General features: G+C 71.1%; 19 protein-coding genes. 11 read left to right on the top strand and 8 right to left on the bottom strand.

Annotated features, from left to right (window positions below):
* The first annotated feature begins 33 nt into the window (after window positions 1–33).
* Together AB0E90_RS22620 and AB0E90_RS22615 are read left to right on the top strand one after the other, a co-directional pair.
* Entirely contained in the window at window positions 34–930 is an 897-nt protein-coding gene (locus tag AB0E90_RS22620; protein ID WP_360408778.1) for a sulfotransferase, read from the top strand.
* Window positions 931–949: 19 nt separating this feature from the next.
* Complete coding sequence (locus tag AB0E90_RS22615; RefSeq protein WP_360408775.1) at window positions 950–2,347, top strand: serine hydrolase domain-containing protein; 1,398 nt, start codon at window positions 950–952, stop codon at window positions 2,345–2,347.
* Here AB0E90_RS22615 and AB0E90_RS22610 read toward each other — a convergent pair.
* A complete protein-coding gene (locus AB0E90_RS22610) occupies window positions 2,294–3,541 on the bottom strand; it encodes a hypothetical protein (protein ID WP_360408772.1) in 1,248 nt (415 codons plus the stop codon). The two genes, AB0E90_RS22615 and AB0E90_RS22610, sit on opposite strands and share 54 nt — an antisense overlap.
* A gap of 106 nt (window positions 3,542–3,647) precedes the next feature.
* Here AB0E90_RS22610 and AB0E90_RS22605 point away from each other — a divergent pair, with 106 nt between their 5' ends.
* Complete coding sequence (locus AB0E90_RS22605) at window positions 3,648–4,028, top strand: VOC family protein (RefSeq protein WP_360408769.1); 381 nt, start codon at window positions 3,648–3,650, stop codon at window positions 4,026–4,028.
* Window positions 4,029–4,031: 3 nt separating this feature from the next.
* Here AB0E90_RS22605 and AB0E90_RS22600 read toward each other — a convergent pair whose 3' ends face one another.
* From AB0E90_RS22600 to AB0E90_RS22590, 3 genes are read right to left on the bottom strand one after another with little or no spacing between them, the layout of a single operon-like run.
* Window positions 4,032–4,436, bottom strand: a complete 405-nt coding sequence (locus tag AB0E90_RS22600) for an SRPBCC family protein (protein ID WP_360408766.1) — start codon at window positions 4,434–4,436, stop codon at window positions 4,032–4,034.
* Between the two features lie 12 nt (window positions 4,437–4,448).
* A complete protein-coding gene (locus AB0E90_RS22595; protein ID WP_360408763.1) occupies window positions 4,449–4,841 on the bottom strand; it encodes a hypothetical protein in 393 nt (130 codons plus the stop codon).
* A gap of 32 nt (window positions 4,842–4,873) precedes the next feature.
* Window positions 4,874–5,323 (bottom strand): nitroreductase/quinone reductase family protein, encoded by a 450-nt coding sequence (locus tag AB0E90_RS22590; RefSeq protein WP_360408760.1) that lies wholly within the window; start codon window positions 5,321–5,323, stop codon window positions 4,874–4,876.
* A gap of 75 nt (window positions 5,324–5,398) precedes the next feature.
* Between AB0E90_RS22590 and AB0E90_RS22585 the strand changes: the two genes are divergently transcribed.
* A complete protein-coding gene (locus tag AB0E90_RS22585; protein WP_360408757.1) occupies window positions 5,399–6,082 on the top strand; it encodes a TetR/AcrR family transcriptional regulator in 684 nt (227 codons plus the stop codon).
* On the opposite strand, the gene AB0E90_RS22580 is transcribed toward AB0E90_RS22585, so the two are convergent.
* On the bottom strand, window positions 6,079–6,471 hold the full coding sequence (locus tag AB0E90_RS22580) for a hypothetical protein (RefSeq protein ID WP_360408754.1): 393 nt from the start codon (window positions 6,469–6,471) through the stop codon (window positions 6,079–6,081). The two genes, AB0E90_RS22585 and AB0E90_RS22580, sit on opposite strands and share 4 nt — an antisense overlap.
* A 135-nt stretch (window positions 6,472–6,606) precedes the next feature.
* On the opposite strand from AB0E90_RS22580, the gene AB0E90_RS22575 reads away from it, so the two are divergent.
* The 6 genes from AB0E90_RS22575 (at window position 6,607) to AB0E90_RS22550 (ending at window position 14,450) form a co-directional block, all read left to right on the top strand.
* Entirely contained in the window at window positions 6,607–6,876 is a 270-nt protein-coding gene (locus AB0E90_RS22575) for a WXG100 family type VII secretion target (RefSeq protein WP_360408751.1), read from the top strand.
* The gene (locus tag AB0E90_RS22570) at window positions 6,876–7,163 is read left to right on the top strand and encodes a hypothetical protein (protein WP_360408748.1); all 288 of its coding nucleotides are present in this window, start codon (window positions 6,876–6,878) and stop codon (window positions 7,161–7,163) included. The genes AB0E90_RS22575 and AB0E90_RS22570 overlap by 1 nt, the downstream gene beginning before the upstream one ends.
* A 72-nt stretch (window positions 7,164–7,235) precedes the next feature.
* Complete coding sequence (locus tag AB0E90_RS22565; RefSeq protein ID WP_360408745.1) at window positions 7,236–8,471, top strand: ADP-ribosyltransferase; 1,236 nt, start codon at window positions 7,236–7,238, stop codon at window positions 8,469–8,471.
* Window positions 8,468–8,680, top strand: a complete 213-nt coding sequence (locus tag AB0E90_RS22560) for a hypothetical protein (protein WP_360408742.1) — start codon at window positions 8,468–8,470, stop codon at window positions 8,678–8,680. Before AB0E90_RS22565 ends, AB0E90_RS22560 begins: the two co-directional genes overlap by 4 nt.
* Window positions 8,677–13,068, top strand: coding sequence for an FtsK/SpoIIIE domain-containing protein (locus AB0E90_RS22555; protein WP_360408739.1), 4,392 nt, complete (start codon window positions 8,677–8,679; stop codon window positions 13,066–13,068). Before AB0E90_RS22560 ends, AB0E90_RS22555 begins: the two co-directional genes overlap by 4 nt.
* Window positions 12,954–14,450, top strand: coding sequence for a DUF4407 domain-containing protein (locus AB0E90_RS22550; RefSeq protein ID WP_360409288.1), 1,497 nt, complete (start codon window positions 12,954–12,956; stop codon window positions 14,448–14,450). The genes AB0E90_RS22555 and AB0E90_RS22550 overlap by 115 nt, the downstream gene beginning before the upstream one ends.
* 3 nt (window positions 14,451–14,453) lie before the next feature.
* Here AB0E90_RS22550 and AB0E90_RS22545 read toward each other — a convergent pair whose 3' ends face one another.
* From AB0E90_RS22545 to AB0E90_RS22535, 3 genes are all read right to left on the bottom strand, one after another.
* Window positions 14,454–15,116 carry an IclR family transcriptional regulator gene (locus tag AB0E90_RS22545; protein WP_360408736.1) on the bottom strand — a complete coding sequence of 221 codons (663 nt, stop codon included), beginning with the start codon at window positions 15,114–15,116 and terminating at the stop codon, window positions 14,454–14,456.
* Between the two features lie 177 nt (window positions 15,117–15,293).
* Complete coding sequence (locus tag AB0E90_RS22540; protein ID WP_360408733.1) at window positions 15,294–15,986, bottom strand: GAP family protein; 693 nt, start codon at window positions 15,984–15,986, stop codon at window positions 15,294–15,296.
* Window positions 15,987–16,009: 23 nt separating this feature from the next.
* A complete protein-coding gene (locus tag AB0E90_RS22535; RefSeq protein WP_360408730.1) occupies window positions 16,010–16,786 on the bottom strand; it encodes a class I SAM-dependent methyltransferase in 777 nt (258 codons plus the stop codon).
* A gap of 147 nt (window positions 16,787–16,933) precedes the next feature.
* Here AB0E90_RS22535 and AB0E90_RS22530 point away from each other — a divergent pair, with 147 nt between their 5' ends.
* Window positions 16,934–19,015 carry a discoidin domain-containing protein gene (locus AB0E90_RS22530; RefSeq protein ID WP_360408727.1) on the top strand — a complete coding sequence of 694 codons (2,082 nt, stop codon included), beginning with the start codon at window positions 16,934–16,936 and terminating at the stop codon, window positions 19,013–19,015.
* The last annotated feature ends 6 nt before the right edge of the window (window positions 19,016–19,021 follow it).

Here is a 19,021-nt window from a genome sequence, read left to right as displayed (position 1 = left end):
TGTTGGTCAACATGATCCGCCATGGTGAAGATCATGTATATCGCTGGGTGGGGGCGCAGCGGAACCACGATCGTCGACAACATCTTCAATTCGTACGACAACGTGTTCTCCACCGGAGAGCTGTTCTACCTGTGGCACCGCGGCCTGATGATCGGCCGCAAATGCGGCTGCGGCGTGAAGTTCGCCAACTGCGTCACCTGGCGGAGCATCCTCGCGGCCGCCTTCGGCGATCAGCTGCCCGACCCGGCCCACGTCGTCGAGCTGCAGAAGCAGACCATCCGGGTACGCCACACCCAGAGCCTCGCCGACGGCGTCCTGTCCGCCGAGGCCCAGGAGTATCTCGACATCTATACCAAGCTCTACCACGCGATCGCCGAGGTCACCGGGGCCAAGCTGATCGTCGACTCGTCGAAGGTGCCGTCCGGGGCGGCGCTGCTCACCCGGATGCCCGGCACCGTGCCCTATCTGCTGCACATGGTCCGTGACCCGCGGGCGGTCACGCACTCCTGGATGCGGGCCGCCCCGCCGCCGGAGAAGCGCAACGGCAGCACGATCGTGCAGTCGCCGACCTCCAGCACCGTGCACTGGCTGGCCCGCAACGCGATCACCGAGCGGCTCACCCGGGCGTTCCCCGGCCGGCACGCGCGACTGCGCTACGAGGACTTCGCCGCCGACCCGCAGGCCGCCATCGAGGACCTGCTCGACCTGGCCGGCGTGGCATCGGCTGACGGTCCGTTCGTCGACGCGAACACGGTGCGGCTCAAGCCGAACCACACGATCGCCGGCAACCCGAGCCGGTTCCGCAACGGCGACATCGCCGTCGAGGCGGACGACCGCTGGGTCACCGAGCAGCGGTTCGGTCCACGCCTCACCTCCACCGCCCTGGCGTGGCCGTTCCTGCACCGCTACGGCTACCGCACCCGGGTCTGAAACAGGGTAGGTTTCCGGAATGTCCGATGATCTTCTTCCGGAAACCCGGCGCGCGCTGCGCCATCGGCTCGCCACCGCCCAGGTCGAGGGGCGCGCGCCGTCCGCCGTCGCCGCCGTCGTGCGCGACGGCCGTCCGGTGTGGACCCAGGGCTGGGGCGAGGACGCCGACGGCGACCGCCAATACCGGATCGGCTCGATCAGCAAGACCTTCGTGACCGTGCTGGTGATGCGGCTGCGCGACGAGGGCCTGATCTCACTCACCGACCCGCTCGGCGCCCACCTGCCCGGCACGGTCGCCGGCGACGCCCTCATCCGCGACCTGCTCGCGCACACCGCCGGGCTGCCCGCCGAGTCGCCCGGCCCGTGGTGGGAGCGCACCGCCGGCACCCTGCGCCCGGCGCTGGGCGACGTGCTCGGCCCGGACCATCAGGTGCACCCGGCGGGGGAGCGGCACCACTACTCCAACCCCGGGTTCGCGCTGCTCGGCGCGCTCGTCGAAAAACTACGCGGCCAGGACTGGGGCACCGTGCTGCGGCAGGAGATCCTCGAACCCCTCGGCATGAGCCGCACGTCCCTGCGGCCGGTCGCCCCGCACGCGTCCGGCTGGGCGGTCCACCCGCACGCCGACGTGCTGCTGCCGGAGCCACTCACCGACACCGGCCGGATGGGCCCGGCCGGGCAGATCTGGTCCACCGCCGACGACCTGTCCCGGTTCGCCGCGTTCCTGCTGGCCGGCGACGACCGGGTGCTCGGCGCCGAGTCGGTCGACCGGATGCGGATGCCGTCCAGCGCGCCCGCCGCGGCGAGCTGGGATTCCGGTTACGGCCTCGGCATGCAGCTGCTGCGCCGCGACGGGCGGCTGCTCTCCGGCCACACCGGCTCGATGCCCGGCTTCGTCGCCACCGTCTGGACCAGCCCCGACGACGACCTGGCCACGGTGGTGCTGGCCAACTGCACGTCCGGCCTGCCGGTCCCGACCGTCGCCGCCGACCTGCTCGAGCTGGTGGCGTCGCGCGAGCCGCGCATCCCGGCGCCGTGGACCCCGCTGCCCACGGTGGACCCGGAACTGCTCGCGCTGGCCGGCCACTGGTACTGGGGCCCCAGCGCCTACGTGCTCAAACCCCGGGCCGACGGCTGGCTGGAGCTGATCTCCGGCGGCCCGCGCGGCGCCCGCCTGCGACCCGACGGCAACGGCGAGTGGGTCGGCACGAACGGCTACTTCGACGGCGAACGCCTGCGCCTGATCCGCGACGCCGACGGCGCCGTCACCCACCTCGACCTGGGCACGTTCGTCTTCACCCGCCAGCCCTACGACCCGCCGGACGTCATCCCGGGCGGCGTCGACCCGGCCGGCTGGCGTGGCTCAGACGTGCGCGCGGATCCAGCTCGTGCAGGCGGTGTCGACCTTGGCGAATGACGTCCCGTACGCATCACGGGCCGCCACCTCGTAGGTCTCGCCGTGCAGCAGCACCTGTCGGGTGAAGCGCAGCATCCGGTCCTGGCCGTACTTCTGGGCCATGCAGTCCACCGCAAGATGGCTCAGGCCGTAGTAGGCGTCGCCCTCCCGGCCCGAGCCGTCCCGGCCCGGGTCCTTCGGAATCATCGAGCGCGGCGTCCGCCGGCTCACCTGCCACCGGACGCTGCCCATCCGCAGGCTGGCCGTCGCAGTCTTCGGCGACCAGCCGATGTATTCCGCGATGCCCTCACTCAGCCACTTGTCGGCCGCGCGGGTCTCCTCGGCGCCGGCCAGGCTGATCACGTGCGCGAACTCGTGCTGCAGCGTGACCTGGATGTCGGCGTCCGAATCCAGTTCGCGGATCCGCAGCATGACGTCGGTGCCGTACCGGCTGATCGGCACCGCCAGCCCGACCAGCCACTTGTCGTCGTCGCCGCCGTACCAGCGCTTCCATTGCTTCTCCCCGGCCAGGTAGACGCGGTAGCGGGTCTGGGTGGCCAGCAGCCTGGTGGCGAACGACTCGTCGGCGGCGGCCGCCTTCTCGGCCAGCGGCAGCACCCGCTGCAGGAAGGACGCCTCGCTCGGCTCGGCCGCGGCGGTGACGTGCGGCCCCTGCGCGAGGACGAGCGTGCCGTCCTCCCACGGGGTCGGCTCGAAGTAGCGCGGATCGGGCTTGTCGGTGACCGCCCGGATGACCCACCGGCCGCCGACCGCTTTCATGGTCACGACCTGCTGGATCTCGGCCGGGTCGGTGCCGCGGCAGGTGTCCGCGCCGAAGCAGTACCAGATCCGGGTCGGGAACGTGATCGCCGACGGATCCTTCGGATCGGCCTTGCTGATGCCCGGGTCGTACTTGAACTCGGTCGCGCCCAGCGACTTCAGCGTCCGGTAGACCGCCTGGTAGCGCTCGCGCAGGGCGGCGTTGCCCGGATCGATGCCATCCATCCAGGCCTGTTCGTCGTCGTCATGGATCCCGGCAGCATGAAAACGAAGGGCGAAGACCGCGCTTTCGTACGGCGTGGAGCCGCTCGGCACCGGCGGGCGGGGGAGGCTCGCCGACGTGGCCGGCGATGCGGCGGCCGCCGGTCGGCCGTGTGGGCGGGTGGCCGTGCAGGCCCCGGCGGCCGGCAGCAGCATCGCAACGAAGCCCAGCACAACCCATCGGCGGCCAGGTGATGATCGAGCGGCCGGCGTGCCCATTGATATCTCCCCATGTCGTGGCGCGACGGCACTTTACACGGAGACGCCGTACCCTGGGCGGATGCATCGGAGCCGGTTTTCGACCCTGCTGATCGACGTGCCCACCGGTGAGGCCGCCAAGGCTGCGGACTTCTGGTCCGGCGCGCTGGGTGTGCCCGCCAACCCGGTCGAGGGGGAGGAGCAGTTCATCTCGCTGCCCGGCCTCCTGGACGGGCTGACCGTGGCCATCCAGGCGGTCGACGATCAGGCCCGCTACCACCTCGACATCGAGACCGACGACGTCGACGCGGAGACCGCGCGGTTGCTGGCGCTGGGCGCGGTGGAGATCAACCGCTGGCTGGGGTGCCGGATCCTGCGGGTGCCCGGCGGGCACATCATCTGCGTGATTCCGCTGCACAGCGACCCCGAGGTCTTCGCCCGCAACGCCAAGACCTGGGAGTGACGGTCAGGCGGCGGCTTCGAGGACCTGGCGCAGCTCGAGGATGCCGCGCTCGGTGCGGGCCCGCACGGCCGGGGCCATCTCGTGCGGGAGGACGTCGGTCAGCCAGACCAGCCGGCTCCGGTCGCCCTCCTCGAACACCTGGAACGACGCGTGGTGAAAGGTGATCGGCAGCTGCTGGCCGCCGACCACCGCGTACGCCAAGCGGCGGGTTTCCTGATCGATCGAGACGATCAGCTCGCGGACCTCGGAACCGTCCGGCATGGTCAGGATGCGGGTGTCGCCCTCGATGCGGGCGGCGGAGACCCGGCCGGGCAGGAGTCGTTCGTGGACGGCGCCGACGTCGGCGACTGCCGCCCAGACGTTTGCTGCCGTCGCGTTGATCAGGGTCTCGACGCGAACCGTTGCCACCGGTCCATCATGTCAGGAGCGGGTGGCGGCCAGCGCCCAGGCCACCAGGGCGGGCTGGCCGAGCAGCCGCAGTGCGCGCTTGCCGTCGGTGTCGAGGCCGAAGCCGTCCTTGCGCTCGACGAACTGGGCGATGTTGCCGGGGAAGACCCCGACGAAGAAGCCGGCCGCGGCGAGGCCGAGCAGCCGGCGGGCGGGCTGGCGCCAGGTGGCGAGCAGCGCCGACCCGAGTGCCAGCTCGACCACCCCGGACACCAGGACCACCGTGTCCGGATCGACCGGGAACCACGACGGGACCTGCGCCTGGAACTCCTCGCGCTGGGTGGTGAGGTGCCCGGTGCCGGCGGTCAGAAGCACGGCGCCCAGGGCGGCCTGCCCGAGCGCCCGAAACGCAGTTGATCGGCTCATGCACCCAGCATCTCCAGTTTCGGCCGGGCCAATCATCTCGGGGCGAGGATCACCACGGCGGTCTCGCGGCCCCGGCGGGCGGCGAAGGCGTCCAGGTCGCCGTAGCCGGTGCAGTCGCGCAGGGCCGCCCAGAGCCGGTCGCGCTCGGAGCCGGTGGCCTCGCGGGCGGTCACCGGGCGGGAACCGGTGGCCAGGTCGACGGTGGCGTGCGGGTCGGCGCGCAGGTTGAGCCACCAGGCCGGGTCTTCCGGGGCCCAGCCGTTCATCGCCAGGGTGACCAGGCCGGCGTCGTCCTCGACGTAGCCCAGGACGACCCCTCTCGAGCGGCCGGAGCGGCGGCCGGTCGTGGTCAGGCGGAGCATGCCGAACTTGCCGCCCGGCTTCGGGGTGGACAGGCCGACGCGGTCGGCGGTGACGCGGAGCAGGGTGCGGTGGGCGCGCCAGGCGCTGCGGATGAACCATCTCGGCGGGAGCTTGGGCATCGCATTCCTCCTACGGTGTAGGTCTACGCCGTAGGTTAAGCCCTACGGCGTAGGGGAACAAGTAGGATCCCGGTTGTGGCACGACGCTCTTCCGACACCCGCGCATCGACCCGTGGCAACAGCAAGCTCAGCCGGGAGGGGATCGTCGCCGCGGCCGTCGAGCTGGCCGACCGCGACGGGATCGGCGGGCTCAGCATGCGGCGGCTCGCCCAGCACCTGGGCGTCGACGCCATGTCGCTCTATTACCACGTACGCGATAAGGAAGCGCTCCTTGCCGCCATGGCCGAAGCCGTCGCCGCCGAGATCGCCGCAGGCGATGAGGTGTCCGCCGGGGAGTGGACCGACCGGCTCCGGCAGCTGATCATGGCGGCTCGCCGGACGATGTTGCGGCATCCGTGGGCGGCGCGGGTGATCGAGGGGCGGGAGACGCCGACACCGTCGGTGCTGCTGCACATCGAGCGGGTGCTGGCGATCATGCGGGCCGGCGGCTGTTCGGTCGACCTCTGCCACCACGCGATCCACCTGCTGGGCAGCCGCATTCTCGGCTTCAGTCAGGACCTCTTCGACGACGCCCCGGGCGAGGACCCGCCACCCGACGTGGTGGCCGCGTGGGCCGAGTCCATGCCGCACGTCGCCGAGCTCGCCGTGGCCGCCTCGCACAGCGGAACGCTCGGCGGCTGCGACGACGACACCGAGTTCGCTTTTGCCCTGGACCTGATTCTCGACGGCCTGGAGCAGAAACGCGCCTTCGCTGATTAGGCCGAAGAGTCAGGCCGGCTTTGCCGGTCGGCCCGAATAATACTTCGTTGCAGTATCAACAACGCTTTCAGGCTGACTGTGAAGGGCATTTCACTGTCCAGGTCGATCACCGTCGGTAGATCGCCGACACTATCGTGCAGCACCGACAGCGGTGGCCGGACCGTGCCGGCGCATTCCAGGCCGAGCGTGGCGAAGCCCGCGGCGTCGGTGAAAAGTGGCAGATAGTCGATGCCTTCGACGGTGGTGTGGAGGTATCTGACCCTCGTTTCGCCGGTCTGCCGACGCACCGTGACCGCGGCGACCGGCACCACGAAAGCGTCGTCGGCCAGCGCTTTGGCGAGTCGGCTCTGGCGCGCCTCGGGCAGTCCGCCAAGGAATTCGAGATTCATTCGGAATCCTTTGAGTCGGGTTATGTGAATGTCCATCACATTCGGGTTCGGCAGTTCGATCGAAAGGTGACTCTCTGGACAATTGTCGAGTGTGCTGCCTAGTCTTCTGTCGCACCATGGCTGAGGGGTGGAGAAATGGCTGTCGGCACTAATCTTTCGCTCGAAGAGGTCCAGCGCCTCGCCAATAGCCTCCGGAGCGAGGAGGCCAAACTGCGTACCGAACTGGGCGCGCTCTACTCGCGGTCGCAGCGTGATCCGATGTGGACCGGCAACGCCGCTGTCAAGTACGACGAATACCTGCAGAAGTGGCGGCAGGGCCAGGACCAGCTGCTCGATGCGCTCACCGGGATCGTCGGCGAACTGAACAAGCTGGCCGGCAACATTGCCGCGATCGATCGTCTGTAATGACCACGTTCCGCGAAGAGGGCTTCGTCGCCCTCAAAGCGGAGATCGACCGGTTGGCCGTCGAGGTCGGCACCTCGGCGCAGCGGATCGCGTCCGGCGGCACCTGGCCGGAGACCGGGGTGACCCAGCCGAACGACGACTACGCGGTCTGGGCCCGGGTCTGGCGGGACGAGATCCACCAGGCGGCCGAGTCGCTGCATGCCATCTCGGCCGGCCTGGCCAAGCTGATCGAGATCATCGAACAGGTAGACGCGGGTGCGGCCGCGGCATTGCGGACGGACAGCTGAATCGGGGAAGGGAACCGCGGGCCGATGTCAGAACCGCCAGGCTCACCGGCATCGGTGACGATGCTCGCGGGCATGCTGCGCTCCACCGCGCAACAGGCCCGTGCGTCGGCCGGGAACCTGGCCGGGCTGGGCGCCCGGACCGGCGGACTCGGCGACAACCAGGCGGCCCGGGGAGTCGCCGAGGACGTCGCCCGGCTGGCCCGGGCGCTGGAGAACGCGGCCGGCGAGGTGGAAACGGTCGCCGGGACCGCACGGGTGCTCGCCGAGCGCCTCACCGACCTGCAGGCCCAGGGCGCCCGGCTCGGGGCGGGTCCGCAGTTGTTCGACGTCACCGGCTCGATCGCGTACCAGAACCGGGTCGACGGGCTGCGGAACCAGGCGCGAACCGCCCGCGCTGCCGCGGCGAGCGCGATCCGGGAGAGCGCTCAGCACCGCGTGCTCACCGGGCAGCAGCAACGGAAGCGGCCGTGGGACTACGCCACGTCCTTCGGCAAGGGAGTCTGGGACGGGGGCGCGGAGTTCGCCGGCGGCATCTTCCAGACCGTGACGAACCCGGCCGGCTTCGTCACCGGACTCAAGGATCTCGGCTCGGCGCTGGTGACGAACCCCGGCGGCACCGGCAAAGCGCTCTACGAGACACTCGTCGACCCGGACCTGCTCAAGAAGGATCCGGCCCGGTGGCTCGGCCAGGCGGCGGTCACGGTCGGAACCTTCTTCATACCCGGCGGCGGGGTCGCGAAAGTGACCGGGAAGACCGGCAAGGTGGCCGAGGCGGCGACCGACGCGGCACGGGCCGGGGAGACGGCCGCCGGCGTCGGCGGAGCGGTCGCCAAGACTCTCTCGGCCACCGAGCAGGCGACGATCCGCCGCTACACCGGTGCCGACCATCTCCCGCTCAATCACTACCTGCGCGTTCCGGACGCCTACCCGGGCGGCAACGCCGAGCTGGACAAGTTCGCCGGCGAGTTGTCGAGCGCGCTGCAGCAGCTGCCTGCCGAGCCCGGCATCAGCTATCGCGGAACGAATCTCTCCGACGAGCTGCGGTCGACCTTCCGGCCGGGGGAGCCGACGACGGACGAGGGCTTCCTGAGCACGACGCGCAATCCGAACCGGGTCTTCAAGGAGCCGCAGTTCAACGGCAACACCTTCATCGTCGTCGTGGGGCGCAACGGCCACGATGTCGCCCCGTTCTCGCACATCGAAAAGGAGGCCGAAATTCTGTTCGACCGGGGAACTCAGTTCGACGTTCTCTCCAACCGCTGGTCGGAGGGCCTGAACAAGTGGGTCATCACGATGGAGGAGAAGTGACCGACGACGACCGCGAGGCCAAGGTCGAGGAGGCGATGCGCCGGCTCGAACAAGACCTGATCAAGTACGCGGACGAGCCTCCGCTCGCCGAGCCGACCGGCAAGTTCAGCACCCCGCTCTTCGTCGACGAGCACGGCCACCTGCGCGAACCGCCCCGTCCCGACGACCCGCCCGCCGATCCCGGAGAGCCGGGCGAGCGGGTCGAGTGAACACCGTCGAGGAGCGTGCCGTTCGGCTGTTGATCGCGGACGAGGGCGGCGAGGTGCACGCGGTCGAGGTGCGCTACAGCGCACAGGACCGGGTCGGCGATCTGCTGGTGGCCTTCCGGCGGTATGCCCGGCTACCACGGCAGACCGCCGACCTGACGCTGGTCGATCACCGGTCCCGGGCCTGCCTGCCGAGGGACGCGCCGCTCGGCGCCTGCCAGTTGCTGCACGGCCAGCGGCTGTCCGCGGTCCGCGCCGCCGCCGCGCCGGCTCGCGTGCTGCCGGTGCTCGGCGGCGACGACGTGCTGCGCCTGCGCACCGAGGCCGGGGCGCAGATCGGTCTGGCCTGGCCACTGGCGCAGCACCACGACGCGGTTCTGGAACTTGATGTCGACCCGGACAGCGGCACGGTCGTGCGCTCGGACGGCAGTCGCTCCGCCGTACATCTGGCGCTGGATCCGGATGCGAACTGCCTGATCGTGACCGCTCCGGCGGAACGGCTGCTGATCGACGGCGCCTGGCCGCGGGGCGCTGCGGAGAAGGTCGCGACCGGCTCGACTCTGGAGATTCTCGACGATGACGGGGCATCCGTGGCGCTGCTGCGGGTGCTGACCACGCACGAGCACGAACTCGGCCGGCTGGTCGAGCCGGTCGTCGGTTACCGGGTCGCGCCGCCGGAGCACACGACCGAGATGCCGAAGCGGACGGTGCTGCGGCTGGAGGCGGTGCCGCACGGCAAGGTCGAGCCGGTCGACCTCGCGGGCACCCTTCTGCAGCAACTGCCGACCTTCGCGATGCCGCTGCTTTTCGTGGTCACGATCGGCTTCAACGCGTACCTCGTGATCTTCTTCTTTCTGCCCTTCGCCTATGTGGCCTACCAGTACTACCAAAAGGCCAAGGAGAAGCAGAAGGCCTCCCGCGCGGTCGACGAATGGCGGCGGCAGACCGACCGGGAGATCGGCGTGCTCCAGGTGGCCGCGAAGGCCGAGGCGGCCGCGCTGCGCCTGGCTCATCCGGTCACCGCCGATCTGATCGCGCTCGCGCTGAACGGGCGGGAAGGGCTGTGGCTCGCGGACAGCGATCCGGAGAAGTTCCTGCGGGTGGCGATCGGGCGCGGCGGGTATCGCTCGCCGTCCACCGCGGAGCTTCCCGGCAACCGCACCGACGGAGACCTGCAGTCGTGGCGGGCGTACATCGACAAGCAGCGGGTGGTGCCGGACGTGCCGTACCCGGTCGATCTCACCGCCGGGAACCTTGCCGTGATCGGCGGTGGTCCGCGGGCGGCGGAGGCGGCCGCGGAGATCCTGCTGCGCCTCTCGCTCACGCACAGCACGAACGCGCTCGCCTTCGCGGCGCTGCTCCCGTCGAGCGGCCCGGACCTGAGCCGGCTCTCCTGGCTGAAGTGGCTGCCCCACTTCGACGCCCCCACCGATCTGTTCGGCGGTGCGCGGTTCGTGCACGGCAAGTCCGATGCCACCGACGCGCTGCGCGCGGCGATCTCCGACATCGGTGAGGGCAAGGGACACCTGCTGCTCTTCGTGCACGAGGCGGCCGACGTGGAGGTACGGCTCATCGAGGCGCTGAGCGAGCGCGCGGACGGCCGGCTCGTGGTGATCTGGTACGGCGCGAACGCGGCCCGGGTGCCCGACCTGGTGACCCGCATCGTGCGGGTGGAGCCGGACGCGACCCGGGGGATGCTGGTGGCACACATCAGCCCCGAGGGCCGGCAGGTCCACCTGCCCCAGTACGACCTGGACTCGGTCGCCGAGTACGCCGCCGGCCTGGCCTGCCTGGTCGACGAGACGGCGGCCGGGATGAGCTCGGCGATTCCGGCGATGGTCACGCTCGCCACGATCTTCGCGCTCGATCCGGCCCGGCTCACCGACTCGATCGAGCTGCTGTGGGCGCAGTCCAAGGTGACCGAGGAGCTGTCGGCCGCCGTCGGCGCGACCGCCACCGGCACCTTCGAGTTCGACCTCTGCGCGCAGGGCCCGCACGCGCTGATCGGCGGCACCACGGGATCCGGGAAGAGCGAGTTCCTGCGCACCCTGATCCTGTCGCTGATCTGCCGCTACTCGCCCGCCGAGCTGAGTCTGCTGCTGATCGACTTCAAGGGTGGCGCGGCGCTGAGCGATTTCCGGACCGTGCCGCACCAGGTCGGCGTGGTCAGCAACCTGGAGACCAGCGACGTGCGCCGGGTGATCGGGTTCCTGCGCGAGGAGATCAACCGCCGGCAGCGGATTCTCCGGCCGTTCCAGGGCGAGTACAGCCGCTACCGGAAAGCCGGCGCGGGCGACAAGCGGCTGCCCCGACTCGTCGTGGTCATCGACGAGTTCGCCGGCTTCGCGGGCGCCGGGAACGATCACACCGACGCGATCATCAACGTGGCGGCCCGCGGGCGGTCGCTCGGCGTCCACCTGGTGCTGGCCACGCAGCGGCCCGGCAACGGCATCCACCGCGACGTCAGTGCCAACGTGGACGCGCGGTTCTGCCTGCGGACCCTCGACGACGCCGACAGCGAGGCAGTGATCGACACCCGGGATGCCGCACAGATCGCCAAGTCCCTTTCCGGCCGGGCGTTCGCCCGGCTCAGCGCCGGCGAGCTGGAGCAGTTCCAGACGGCGTGGACCGGGGCGTCCTCCTACGGCCGCCGCGCAACCCGGCCGGAGCTGGCGCTGGACCCGTTCGAGCCGGTCGCGCTCCCGCCGAACGGGCTCGAGCTGGCGCGGCCACCGGACGACCGGACCGATTTCGGGCGCCTGGTCGACGCGCTCACCGGCTGCGGCACGGCGGCCGGGTACGACGTCGACCGGCGGCTCCCCGACGGCGAGGGGGTGATCTGGTCGCTCGCCGCGGATCAGCCGGTGCTGGCCCGAGCCCTGGACAAGGATCTCGGACCGTGCGGAGACTTCGCGGCCGGGGCCACCGAGATCGTCCTCGGCCGCCGCGACGAGCCGCAGCACCAGCGGCAGAGCCGGGAGACGGTCGACCTGGCCCGGGGCGGCGTGCTGCTGACCGGTGGCAGTCTGAGCGGGCGCACCGAGTTCCTCTGCCAGATCGCCGGACAATTCCTGCGGCATCCCGGCCACCGGGTGGTCGTGCTGGACGGCGGCGACGGCGAGCTGGCCCGGCGGCTGGGTGCGGTGGCCGCCTACACCAGCGAGCATCCGACCCGCGACGAGCTGGACTTCCTGATCGAGCAGCTGACCTCGCAGGGCGCCCAGGTGGGCAACGACCGGGTGCTGGTGCTGATCGACCGGATCGAGGTGCTGGTGCGTGACCGGGACGCCGAGCTGGTGGCGCCGGTCATCGTCAACGGGCCGGCTACTCAGATCTACTTCGCGGCGACCTTCGACCACCGGGTGCGCATCGACCCGGTGCTGCCACGGGCGTTTCCGTACGGCTATCGGGCGGCCGGCATGGGCGCCGGCCTGGCGGCTACCGAGGTCGAGGGCGTGGTGCGGTTCTATCAGGCGGCCACGCCGGTCGCCCCGCGCCCCGACCGTGGCCGGCTGCGGCGGATCGGCCTGCCGCCGGGCGACCTCGTACCGGCCCATCCGGCGGTTCCGGCGGACAGCGTCTTCCTCGGCACGAACGAGCTGCATCACGAACTGGTGGCGGTCGCCCTGAACCGCGGGCTGACCGTTGTCGGTCAGGACGGCACCGGCCGGTCGGCCACCCTGCTGACCCTCGCCGAACGGGAGGCCGCCCGGCTCGGCCGGGAGGTGCCGGTGCTCACCGGTTTCCCGATCGAGGTGCCCGGCCTGGTCGACGTCATCCGGGCCGGTCTCTCGCTTCCCGAGCTGGCCGAGCGGTTCTGGGCCGCGGACCGGCGCAACTACCTCTTCGTCGACGACGCCGAGAGCCGTTACGACCTCTTCGCCGACGCGTACGGCAACGTGGTGGCGGCCGAGATCGAGCAGGTGTTCCGCCGCTGGCAGGTCGCGGTGATCGCGGCCGGCCGGGTCGGGCTGCTGGAGTACTCGAACAATCTGCCCGGCGTCTCGCTCTTCGAGGATCGCCGGCTGCTGGTCCTTCAACCGGGGTCCGGCAGCCAGCTGCCGCGCACCATGATCGCCGCGGATTGGGAGCGGGTGGTGCGCCCGCGGCAGTGGCGCGCGTACGAGGCCGGCGAGGGGGTGCTCGTCACCTGCGGCGCAGCGGCGGACGGCCGTTCGCCCGGTTCGCGGTCTTCGCGTCGGGCGCCGACCGCCGGGTCCTCAAGTGGGTGCCCGGCGAGAAGACGAACTTCGCGGTGCTCGGCACGTTCGTCGTCCTGGCCGCGACCCTGGCCGGCGTCGGCACCTTCGTCTCGGTCGGATTCTGGATCTACGGACGGGTTCTCGTCAGCCCGGCCACCGTGCTGTTCGGCCTGGCCGGCGGCCTGCTGATCTTCGTCTTCGACCGGGCCCTGGTCCGGGCGCCGCTGAATCCGTACCGGTTCCCCCGCGAGGTCCTCGAAGCGCTGTGGAATCCCTCCGCCGACTCCAAGTGGTTCGCGGTCCTCAACGACGCGCTCATCAGCCAGCCCGTCGGCCGGCGCATCGGCCAGCTGGGCGGCGTCGCGGTCGCGGCCGTGTTCCGGGTCGGCATCTCGCTGTGCATCAGCTTCCTGGTCGCCGAGACGGTGCTGTTCGTGGCGTTTCAGCCGGAGGTCAACGAGCGGGTCAGGTACATCCGCAGCGAGTCCACGGCGAGCGCCGTCCAGGCGGAGAACACCTTCTACAAGAACAAGCGGGATCAGCTCAACAGTGAGGTGGAGACGCTTCAGGCGGCCGGCGATCCGCTGGTGCAGGCCACCGGCGGCAAGCTCGACGACTCCCGGAAGGCGTTGCGGACCGCTCAGGACGACAAGAACACCCTCGACAGCCTGAAGGCCCGGGAGGTCGCCGGGGAGAGCGGCTGCGTGGTTCTCTCCGACAAGGAGAAGGTCTGCTCGACGGGGGAGAGCGGCTACGGGCCGATGGCGAAGAACCTCGACGAGACCCTGACGAGCCGCACCGCGATCCTGCGTCAGCGCAAGACCGACGTCACCCGGCAGCAGACCGCGTACGACGCCGCGCACCGGGCCGCGGCGGCCAAGGAGAAAGGCAACGCTCCGCAGGTCGCCGACCTGCGCCGGACGCTGGCGCAGGAGACCGGCGCGCACACCGCGAGGCTGGCCGACCTGCGCACCCAGTCGACGCACACCGACGGCCTGCTGATCCGGCACCAGGCGGTGGACGCGCTCGCGCATGATCTCCACCCGGAGACGGTCGAGCCGGACGAGGTGAAGGCGTGCGGCGGGCTGCCTCCGGCCCGGTTCGTGTGCGCCGCGTGGCGGGCGATCTGGCTGCCCACCCCGATGGGGTCGTACGTCGCCGCGCTGCGCTGGCTCTTCGTGCTGGTCGACCTGATGCCGATCTTCCTGAAGTTGCAGCTTTCGCTGCGCCGGCGGCGGCCCTACGACACGATCCGGGCGGCGCTGGAGGAGCGGTACGTGGCGAACGCGGTGGACGTGCTGGACGAGCGCCTCGAGAAGGTGGGTGAGCTCCTCGAGAAGCGCGCGTCGGCACGGAAGGCCGGGCGTACCGAGACCGGCGCCGAGCACATCCTCAAATCCGACCCGCCGCAGCGGGACAAGCCGCCGGCCAAGCGGGCGAAGCCGCGCCTGACCCCGTTCTCCCGCCTGATCGAAAACATCAGGCAGGGAATTCACGACGACGACGAGGACGACGATCCGCGACTGCGCCCACCGGGGGACGGCCCGGGCCGGCACTCGAAAGCCGCGTGAGCCTCAGATACCTGCGGTGATCTTGGCCGCGGCCTCGATCAGCGCATGCCCGATGCGCTCCACGTCGGCGGTCTCGTCGACGTAGACCACCGCGACGGCCGCGTCCGCGCCGTGGATCGGGGCCGCCACCGAGCGCAGGCCGGTGATCACCTCGCCGTGCGAGACCGCCCAGCCGGTCGCCCGCGCGGCGGTCAGCTCCGGCCGGTCCGCGGCCGACGGCGGTGATGGGATCAGCAGCGCCAGCCCCGGCGCGCCCCGGTCGATCGGGTGGCGGGTGCCCGGCCGGTAGGTGACGTGCGCGGTCGCGTCCTGCGGTTCCACACTGGCCACCGTCACCGCCTCGTCGCCCGCCCGCACCACCAGGAACGCCGTCATGCCCAGCTCGGCGGCGAGCGCGCTCAGCCGCGGCGCGGCGGCCGCCTGCAGGTCGTTGCGCACGCCGCGGGCCAGCCCGGTCAGGCCGAGCCCGAGCCAATAGCGGCCGGCGTCGTCGCGCTCGACGAGACGGTGGTCCTCCAGGGTGCGCAGCAGCCGGTAGGTGATCGAGCGATGCACGCCCAGCCCCGCCCCGAGCTGGGCGATCGTCTGCGGCGTGCCGGCCGCGGCGAGCAGCTCGAGGAGGCGGATGCCACGGTGCAGCGTCTGCGACTGCGGCAACTCCGGCATGCGCCCAAGACTAACGTGCACGAATTGGCGTCCGGCCGGGTCGAGCGGCGCTTAGAAGATCAAATTCAGGATGTCGTGCCTGGTTGCATGGTGCGGACCGCAGCTCCCGCCGAGGCCGGCCTGGGGCCCGGCAGGGCCGGCCCGAGGCCTTCATTCTGCGTGCGTGGTTAAAACCGGTCAGCCCAGCAGCTCGGGGAACCACAGGCGGGCGGCGGCGTCGCGGGCCACCAGGAAGCCGGCAATGCCGAGCACCCAGCTCAGCAGGCCGCCGCCGCGGGCGAGCATCCACGCGTTCAGCCGGTCGAGCAGGCGGCCGATCCGCGGGCGGAGCAGGAAGAGCGCCACCGCCGGCAGGATCATCACGGCGCAGTAGCCGGCCAGCAGCGCCGCCACCGACCACGGCGGCCGGTCGGCGGTGGCCATCATGCCGATCGCACCCAGGTACGGCAGCATCGTCGCGACCTCGGCCAGCGCCGCGAACAGAGCCAGCCCGGTCAGGGCGCGCGAGCCGGCCGCGCCGCGCATCGTCCGGTCGCGCCAGGCGGCCACCGCCGCGGCCGCGGCAGCCTTGCGTCTCTCCACCCAGAAGCTCAGCGCGAAGAGGATCACCCCGACCGCGAGCTGCGCGATCAGCAGCGGCCGGCTGCCGGCGAGCGAGCCGGCAGCCGACGCCAGCCCGGCGCCGCCGACCACGAGCACGAGCCCGAGAGCGAAGTAGAACCCGGCGATCGTGCCGAGGTAACCGAGCAGGCGTGGCGCACGGATGCCGCCCGGCGTGAGCAGCAGCCACACCGGAATGAACAGCGTGCCGATGCTGGTGCTGTCGATGATGGCGAGCCCGGCGAGCGAGACCAGCAGGACGGCGTCCATTCGGCCAGGATAGAGACCTGTCGCTAGATCGCGCGGCCCACGCGCAGGACGGTCAGGTAGCGGCGGGCGGCTCGGTCGCCCATGCGGGTGCGGATGCGGTCGGCGATCGCGTCCAGCAGGGGTTCGCGCACCGCGGGGGCCAGCTTCCGGTACGGCGAGTTCGTGCGCAGCATGTCGGCGAAGCCGGCGCCGTCGAGCCACTGGACCGCCGGGTACCACAGCACGGTCGGCTGCTCGAACCGGTCGGACCAGTCGGCCGGGGCGGCCCGCGCCTCGTCCTCCAGCGGCGGGTGGCCCCAGGCAGGGTCGCCGGGAGCGAACTGTTCGTGCAGGTCGGCGGTCTCGGCGTACACCTCGGGCTCGTCGGTCTTTCGAAATACGACGTTGCCGACCAGGGCCAGCCGGCCGCCGGGTTTCAGCAGCTCGTGTGCGCGGCGCCAGCCGATCGCCGGGTCGACCCAGTGCCACGACGAGGCGGCCACGACGGCGTCGAAGCGGGCGCCGCGCGCGTCCCAATCCTCGAATGTGGACGTCTCCAGCGTGACGTTCGGGTAGCCGCCCACCCGCCGGCGCGCGACCGCCACCATGTCCGCGCCCGGCTCGAGGGCGGTCACCGCGCAGCCGAACCCGGCCAGCGGCTGGGTCGCGTGCCCGGTGCCGGCGCCCACCTCGAGCACCGGTGACCCCGGGCCGAGGTCGGCCAGGTCGGCGAGGTCGGCGAACAGCTCGGCCGGGTAGCCGGGCCGGGCCCGGTCGTAGAGCTCCGGCACCTCGTTGAAGACCAGACCTGGTTCAGACACCGCCTCATCCTGCCATGGAGCAAAGTTTCGGCCATACGGCCAACTTGTTGCGGAATTCAGTTCAACTATTGCATTCGTGTGACGGGCAACGTCACGATGACGGTCGATCCCCCAACCCCAGGGAGATCCCCAAGCGAGGAGTTCCCCATGCCCCTCACCCGGCGCACCCTGCTGTCCGCGGCGGCCCTGTCCCCGGCCGCCGCCATTCTGGAAACACCCGGCCTCGAAGCACCCGCGTTCGCCGCATCCCCGGCCGGCGACGTGGTCGGCAAGATCAGCGTTGGTTACCAGGGCTGGTTCGCCTGCCCCGGCGACGGCGCGCCGATCGGCGGCTGGTGGCACTGGAGCCGCGACCGTTTCCAGCCGCCGTCGACGACCAACACCACGATCGTGTCCTGGCCGGACACCCGCGACTTCACGCACGTCTACCCGACGGCCTACCCGAACCTCGGCGACGGCCGGGCCGCCGCGTTGTTCTCCTCCTACGACCAGCAGACGGTGGACACCCACTTCGGCTGGATGCGGACCTACGGCATCGACACCGCCGCCCTGCAGCGCTTCAACCCGGTCGGCGACGAGGGCCCGACCCGTGACGCGATGGCGCAGAAGGTGCGTACGGCCGCGGAGGCGACCGGCCGCAAGTTCTACGTGATGTACGACGTGAGCGGCTGGTCGAACATGCAGTCCGAGCTCAAGACGGACTGGACCACGAAGATGTCCGCGCACACCGCGTCGAGCGCGTACGCCCGGGAGAACGGCAAGCCGGTGGTCTGCGTCTGGGGCTTCGGCTTCGACGACGACAACCACAACTTCAGCCCGGCCGCCTGCCTCGACGTCGTCAACTGGCTCAAGGCGCAGGGCTGTTACGTGATCGGCGGGGTGCCGACCTACTGGCGCGAGGGCAAGAACGACAGCCGCACCGGCTACCTCGACGTCTACCACGCCTTCCACATGCTCTCGCCGTGGATGGTCGGCCGCACCGGCGATCTCGACGGCCTCGACTGGTTCTTCACCAACGTCAACACCCCGGACCAGGCCGACTGCAACAGCCACGGGATCGACTACCAGCCGTGCGTGCTCCCCGGCGACCTCTCCGCCGGGCACCGCCGGCACGGCGACTTCTACTGGCGCAGCCTCTACAACATGGTCCGGCTCGGCGCCCAGGGCCTCTACGTGTCCATGTTCGACGAGTTCAACGAGGGTAACCAGATCGCCAAGACGGCGGAGACGGCCGCGGACGTGCCGGCCGGCGCCGGCATCCGCGCCCTCGACGAGGACGGCACCCGCTGCGACGCCGACTACTACCTGCGCCTCACCACCGACGGCGGCCGGATGCTCAAGGGCCAGATCGCGCTCACGGCGGTGCGGCCGACCTCTCCCACCATCGGGGCAGCCACCGGAAACCTCGCGGCCGGCAAGGTGGTCAGCGCCAGCAGCACGAACGGGGGATTCCCGGCGGCGAACGCGGTCGACGGCAACGCGGCGAGCTACTGGGAGTCCAGCGGCGCGTTCCCGCAGTGGCTCCAGGTCGACCTCGGCGCCGCCTATCCGGTGACGCGCCTGGTCCTGCGTCTCCCGGCCGGCTGGGAACGCCGTACGCAAACGATCGGCATTGAAGCCGGCAGCGATGGCAGCACCTGGAGCGCCGCGGCCGGCTCCGCCGGATTGGTCTTCGACCCGGCGTCCGGCAACGCGGTGACCGTCGCGCTCAGCGGCGCCACCGCCCGATTTTTCCGGCTGAGCTTCGCGGGCAACACCGGCTGGCCGGCGGCCCAGCTCGGGCAGATTGAGGTGTACGCCGAAAGCACGCCCCCGCCGGTTTCCGACCTCGCGCGGAGCCGGGCGACCTCGGCCAGCGGCCACGTGCAGAACTACGCCCCCGGCAACGTGGTCGACGGTGACACCGCCAGCTATTGGGAGAGCGCGAACAACGCCTTCCCGCAGTGGATCCAGGTCGACCTGGGCGCCGCGACGACGGTCGGGCGCCTGGTCCTGAAGCTGCCACCGGCGTGGGGCGCCCGGGCCCAGACGCTAGCCGCCACCGGAAGCACGAACGGCTCGTCGTTCAGCACGCTCGCCGGCGCCGCCGCCCGCACGTTCGACCCGGCCACCGGCAACGCGGTGACCGTGACCTGCACGCCGGCCCAGGCCCGTTACGTGCGGCTGACCGTCACCGGCAACACCGCCTGGCCGGCCGGCCAGCTCTCCACCGTGGAGGTCTATCCGTAAGGTCGG

It is taken from the genome of Actinoplanes sp. NPDC026619, assembly GCF_040638295.1.
In the GTDB taxonomy this organism is placed as follows: Bacteria; Actinomycetota; Actinomycetes; order Mycobacteriales; family Micromonosporaceae; genus Actinoplanes.
The sequence above is the reverse complement of the archived record's forward strand: the minus strand, read 5'-3'. Positions and strand labels throughout refer to the sequence as shown.

Excerpts from the sequence above, each read along its gene's own strand:
- AB0E90_RS22620 (WP_360408778.1), top strand. The coding sequence starts at position 34 with ATGTATATCGCTGGGTGGGGGCGCAGCGGAACCACGATCGTCGACAAC.
- AB0E90_RS22615 (WP_360408775.1), top strand. The coding sequence starts at position 950 with ATGTCCGATGATCTTCTTCCGGAAACCCGGCGCGCGCTGCGCCATCGG.
- AB0E90_RS22605 (WP_360408769.1), top strand. The coding sequence starts at position 3,648 with ATGCATCGGAGCCGGTTTTCGACCCTGCTGATCGACGTGCCCACCGGT.
- AB0E90_RS22595 (WP_360408763.1), bottom strand. The coding sequence starts at position 4,841 with ATGAGCCGATCAACTGCGTTTCGGGCGCTCGGGCAGGCCGCCCTGGGC.
- AB0E90_RS22590 (WP_360408760.1), bottom strand. The coding sequence starts at position 5,323 with ATGCCCAAGCTCCCGCCGAGATGGTTCATCCGCAGCGCCTGGCGCGCC.
- AB0E90_RS22580 (WP_360408754.1), bottom strand. The coding sequence starts at position 6,471 with ATGAATCTCGAATTCCTTGGCGGACTGCCCGAGGCGCGCCAGAGCCGA.
- AB0E90_RS22575 (WP_360408751.1), top strand. The coding sequence starts at position 6,607 with ATGGCTGTCGGCACTAATCTTTCGCTCGAAGAGGTCCAGCGCCTCGCC.
- AB0E90_RS22570 (WP_360408748.1), top strand. The coding sequence starts at position 6,876 with ATGACCACGTTCCGCGAAGAGGGCTTCGTCGCCCTCAAAGCGGAGATC.
- AB0E90_RS22565 (WP_360408745.1), top strand. The coding sequence starts at position 7,236 with ATGCTGCGCTCCACCGCGCAACAGGCCCGTGCGTCGGCCGGGAACCTG.
- AB0E90_RS22545 (WP_360408736.1), bottom strand. The coding sequence starts at position 15,116 with ATGCCGGAGTTGCCGCAGTCGCAGACGCTGCACCGTGGCATCCGCCTC.
- AB0E90_RS22540 (WP_360408733.1), bottom strand. The coding sequence starts at position 15,986 with ATGGACGCCGTCCTGCTGGTCTCGCTCGCCGGGCTCGCCATCATCGAC.
- AB0E90_RS22530 (WP_360408727.1), top strand. The coding sequence starts at position 16,934 with ATGCCCCTCACCCGGCGCACCCTGCTGTCCGCGGCGGCCCTGTCCCCG.